The 3,809-nt window shown below is 59.0% G+C and carries 6 protein-coding genes; all 6 read left to right on the top strand.

Annotated features, from left to right (window positions below):
* The first annotated feature begins 134 nt into the window (after positions 1-134).
* The 6 genes from Q7A36_RS38785 to Q7A36_RS38760 all read left to right on the top strand — a co-directional run bounded on the left by Q7A36_RS38785 (position 135) and on the right by Q7A36_RS38760 (position 3,570).
* Positions 135-575, top strand: a complete 441-nt coding sequence (locus Q7A36_RS38785) for an HK97 gp10 family phage protein (RefSeq protein ID WP_305109137.1) — start codon at positions 135-137, stop codon at positions 573-575.
* Between the two features lies 1 nt (position 576).
* Positions 577-1,095 (top strand): phage tail terminator protein, encoded by a 519-nt coding sequence (locus tag Q7A36_RS38780; RefSeq protein ID WP_305109136.1) that lies wholly within the window; start codon positions 577-579, stop codon positions 1,093-1,095.
* Between the two features lie 68 nt (positions 1,096-1,163).
* Positions 1,164-1,358: a DUF2635 domain-containing protein gene (locus Q7A36_RS38775; protein ID WP_305109135.1), complete on the top strand. Its 195-nt coding sequence runs from the start codon at positions 1,164-1,166 to the stop codon at positions 1,356-1,358.
* 14 nt (positions 1,359-1,372) lie between these two features.
* Positions 1,373-2,839, top strand: a complete 1,467-nt coding sequence (locus Q7A36_RS38770) for a phage tail sheath subtilisin-like domain-containing protein (protein ID WP_305109134.1) — start codon at positions 1,373-1,375, stop codon at positions 2,837-2,839.
* A gap of 60 nt (positions 2,840-2,899) precedes the next feature.
* Positions 2,900-3,262, top strand: coding sequence for a phage tail tube protein (locus Q7A36_RS38765; protein WP_305109133.1), 363 nt, complete (start codon positions 2,900-2,902; stop codon positions 3,260-3,262).
* On the top strand, positions 3,262-3,570 hold the full coding sequence (locus tag Q7A36_RS38760; RefSeq protein WP_305109132.1) for a phage tail assembly protein: 309 nt from the start codon (positions 3,262-3,264) through the stop codon (positions 3,568-3,570). The genes Q7A36_RS38765 and Q7A36_RS38760 overlap by 1 nt, the downstream gene beginning before the upstream one ends.
* The last annotated feature ends 239 nt before the right edge of the window (positions 3,571-3,809 follow it).

The raw sequence follows: 3,809 nt of genomic DNA, 5'->3' as shown, positions 1-3,809 counted from the left end.
ATCCTGCGAACGAGCATCCTTCCCGATGGCAGCAGCCGCGAGGAGGTGTTTCGCATTTATCGAGTGGGCGAATGGCAGGGCCGTCACCGCTTCCTCGTGTTGGATGCTGAGCTTGAACGGCACGAGGACTACTGATGTTCAAACTCGACATTGAGGTCCCGGCCTACGCCATCGTCTATGGCAAGCGCGACCTACGCAAAGCTCTGAGAGCAATCGGCGCCATCGTAGCCCGCAAGGCACGGTCACTCATCCGCAGCAGCAAGGAAAGCAAGCCGGGTCTACCGCCTGTCAGCCGCACTGGCGCGCTTGCGTCATCCATCAAGGTACGTCCCAGCAAGACGGGTGACAGCGTCTCTGTGAAAGACACCAAGTTCTACGCGCTCTTCCTCGAAAAAGGCGCCGTCGGTGGTGGTGGCCGCAAGCGCACTGGCAGGAACAAGCGTGGCACGCCGACAACCAAGCGCGTGCTAGAGCCGCGGCCTTTTCTCAGTGTCGCACTTGAGCAGACGCAAGCCATGATCCGGGCAAAGCTGGAGCAGGCCGTTCAGAACAGCATCACCGGAGGCACGAAGTGAGATGGACATCGCACGGGTAATCGCACAACTCAAGACATACTGCCCCATGCTCAACAAACAAGTGGGTGGTGCTGCTGAGTACGAGAAGGCCATGAAAAATGGCTACCTGTCCACTCCCTGCGCCTACGTGATTCCTATGGCCGACGACGCCGAAGGGAACACCGATAGCAACGGGCTCACGCAGATTGTCACCGAGAGCGTGTCAGTGATGCTTATCCTCGACAATGTGGAAAGGCGTGGGCAGACAGCGACCATCAGTGTCGAGGCAACCAAGTACGCCGTTCACAAGGCACTGCTAAATTGGAAGATGGACCCTGAGCGACAAGCCAAGGGCTTCCAGTATGAGGGCGGCAGTCTCGTTGACATGGATGGCGCTCGCCTAAGCTGGCAGATGACCTACAGCCGAGACATCTGGCTCACCGACCAGGATGGTTTCAAGGAGCCTAGCGAACCGCTCCTGCACATCACTGGCCACAACGAAGCCAACACATGGTCCTTTGACGCGGCTCTCGACCAATAAACCGCGCATACGTCCAGATCGCGCTACCCCGATAAATAACCGGTATTCCAAACATCCAGGGGCAGCGCATGTTCGTAATTCCCAAGAGCGGACTCATCGTCCGTGATCCACAAACTTTCGCTTCGCTGCCCGTAGAGGGCCGCGAGGTGCCTGAATCTGAGTATTGGCTACGTCGCCTCGCTGATGGTGACGTGGTGGCCAAAGCGGATGACGCTGCGGCAGTGAGCGCGCCTGTTGGCGCCAAGACAAAGAAGACCCCGTAAAGGAGGCGTCGTCCATGACCATCACTTTCAAGACCATCCCGGCATCGCTGCGCGCACCCGGCGTGTACGGCGAGATTGATCCGAGCCGTGCAAACGCCAGCACAGTCAATCAGCCCACGCTGATAATCGGCCAGATGCTAGCAAGCGGCACTGCCACTGCCAACGTGCCCGTGCTCGTCACCTCATACGATCAGGCACGCACCACCTTTGGCGCCGGCTCCATGCTGTCGCTGATGTACAAGAAGTACCGCGAGGCTGACGCGTTCGGTACCGTGTACGTGCTGCCGCTGGCCGACAACGCCGCCGGTACCCAGGCATCCAACACGATCACCATCACCGGCACTGCTACGGCTGCTGGCACACTGAACGTCTACGTGGCTGGCACCAACATCCAGGTTGGCGTCGCAGCAGGCGATGCGAACACGGCCGTGGCTGCTGCACTCAATGCAGCGATCAACGCCGCCATCGACCTTCCGGCCACCTCCAGCGTTTCCACCAACGTTGTGAATGTGACTGCCCGCCACAAGGGCATCGCAGCCGGTGACATCGACCTGCGCGTCAACTACGGCGGCCCGGCTGCTGGCGAGTTTACCCCGACTGGTGTGACTGTCGCTATCGGTGCTGGCACCGCTGGAACTGGTGAGCCGGTCCTGAACTTCACCGCGCTGGCAGATACCGCCTATGCCTACATCTGCACGCCCTACACCGACAGCACCTCAGTTGGCGCAGTCTCCACACTGCTCAACGACACTGTCGGCCGTTGGAGCCCCTTCCTACAGCTATACGGTCATGCGTTCAGCGCGAAGGAAGCCACTGTCGGCAACCTGTCCACCTTCGGCAATGGCCTCAATGATCAGCACCTGACCGTGCTTGGCTTCAATGACGCACCTGAGCCCGTGTACCTCTGGGCTGCTGCCTACACTGGCGTTTGCGCTCAAAGCCTCTCCGCTGATCCGGCACTACCGCTTCAGAACATCGCTCTCCCGGTGAAGGCTCCTGCCAAGCAGTCTCGCTTCTCACTGACTGAGCGCAACACCCTGTATTTCGACGGCATCTCTACTACCCGCATAAACGATGCAGGCCAGGTAATCCTGGATCGCAGCGTCACCACCTACCAGACGAACACCACTGGTGCTCCTGACAGCAGCTACCTCGACACCGAGACCCTGGCCACGCTCCAGGTTCTGCTGCGCGACGTCAAGGACATGCTGTCCGTGAAGTTTGGTCGTGTGAAGCTGGTGCAGGATGGCACTTCCATCCCGGCAGGCAGCAACACTGTTACTGCTCAGATCATCAAGGGCGAGGTCATCGGCTGGTACCGCAATCAGGTTAACGCTGGACTTGCACAGGATGCGGCGGGTTTCGCTCGTGGCATCGTAGCTGAGAACCAGGGCAACGGCGTGGTGGCACTCTTGCTACCGATTGCAGTGGCCAACCAGCTGCGCATCACCAAGCTACTTGTACAATTTACCAAGCCCTGATCCACCAAGGACACCTGGCACGGCGCTGTGCGCCGTGCCCAATAACAAGGAACCAATAACATGGCAGCAAAGCGCGTAGCTGGTATTTCCAGCATCACCATCAACGGTTCGTCCTTCGCACTGGTGGACGGCCTAACCTACAGCCCGAGCAGCGTGCGTCGTGAGACGATGACTGGCCTCGACGGCGTGCATGGCTACAAGGAGCTTCCGGTTGCAGGCTTCATCGCTTGCACGATTCGCGACATCAACACCAGCGTCGCCGACTTCAACGGCATGACCGCTGCGACAGTTCAGCTGATCCAGGCGAACGGCAAGCAGGTTATCGGCTCGCTGATGTGGGTGGTTGATGTCCAGGAGGTCGATGCCTCCGAGGGCACCTTCTCTGTTCGCTTCGAAGGCGTGGATGTGGTGGAGATCTTCTGATGTCCAACACCAAGGAGCTTTTGCCAGAGCTGGAGATCGAGCTTGATGAGCCGATCGAGTGGAATGGCAAGAGCGTCAGCAGTGTCGTGCTTCGTGAGCCCAAGGCTCGCGAGGTACAGCAGGCGCTGGCGGAGATTGGAAACGGCAACACGCCGGATACGGTCTACAAGTACCAGATCTCCCTGATCTCCAAGGTCAGCGGCCACAGCCGCCAGATTATCGAGCAGCTACCCATTCGCAAGCTGGCTCAAGGTTTCAGGTACCTAGAAGCTTTTTTGGAACCTGGCCCCGAAACTGGCGAGAGCTGATCTTTCAGCTCTCCCTTCACTTCCACTGGCCGCCCTCAGGACCGAATGCAGCTTGGGAGTTGACGGGCACTGAACTTGCGATGTGGCGCGACCAAGCAAACAAGATGACGGAGGCGCAGCGCGCCCAGGTGACGAACGATGGCTAATGGATTTTCGATCCGCATCTCAGCGGTAGACAACGCGACGAAGCAAATCGACCTCATCAACAAGCGCCTCCAAGCCTTGCAGGCACCCATCGT

It is taken from the genome of Paracraurococcus lichenis, from assembly GCF_030657435.1.
Taxonomy (GTDB): Bacteria; Pseudomonadota; Alphaproteobacteria; order Acetobacterales; family Acetobacteraceae; genus Paracraurococcus; species Paracraurococcus lichenis.
The sequence above is the reverse complement of the archived record's forward strand: the minus strand, read 5'-3'. Positions and strand labels throughout refer to the sequence as shown.

What these genes read in the sequence shown, in the direction of transcription:
- Q7A36_RS38770 (WP_305109134.1), top strand. Translation starts at nt 1,373, where the DNA reads ATGACCATCACTTTCAAGACCATCCCGGCATCGCTGCGCGCACCCGGC.
- Q7A36_RS38785 (WP_305109137.1), top strand. Translation starts at nt 135, where the DNA reads ATGTTCAAACTCGACATTGAGGTCCCGGCCTACGCCATCGTCTATGGC.
- Q7A36_RS38780 (WP_305109136.1), top strand. Translation starts at nt 577, where the DNA reads ATGGACATCGCACGGGTAATCGCACAACTCAAGACATACTGCCCCATG.
- Q7A36_RS38775 (WP_305109135.1), top strand. Translation starts at nt 1,164, where the DNA reads ATGTTCGTAATTCCCAAGAGCGGACTCATCGTCCGTGATCCACAAACT.
- Q7A36_RS38760 (WP_305109132.1), top strand. Translation starts at nt 3,262, where the DNA reads ATGTCCAACACCAAGGAGCTTTTGCCAGAGCTGGAGATCGAGCTTGAT.
- Q7A36_RS38765 (WP_305109133.1), top strand. Translation starts at nt 2,900, where the DNA reads ATGGCAGCAAAGCGCGTAGCTGGTATTTCCAGCATCACCATCAACGGT.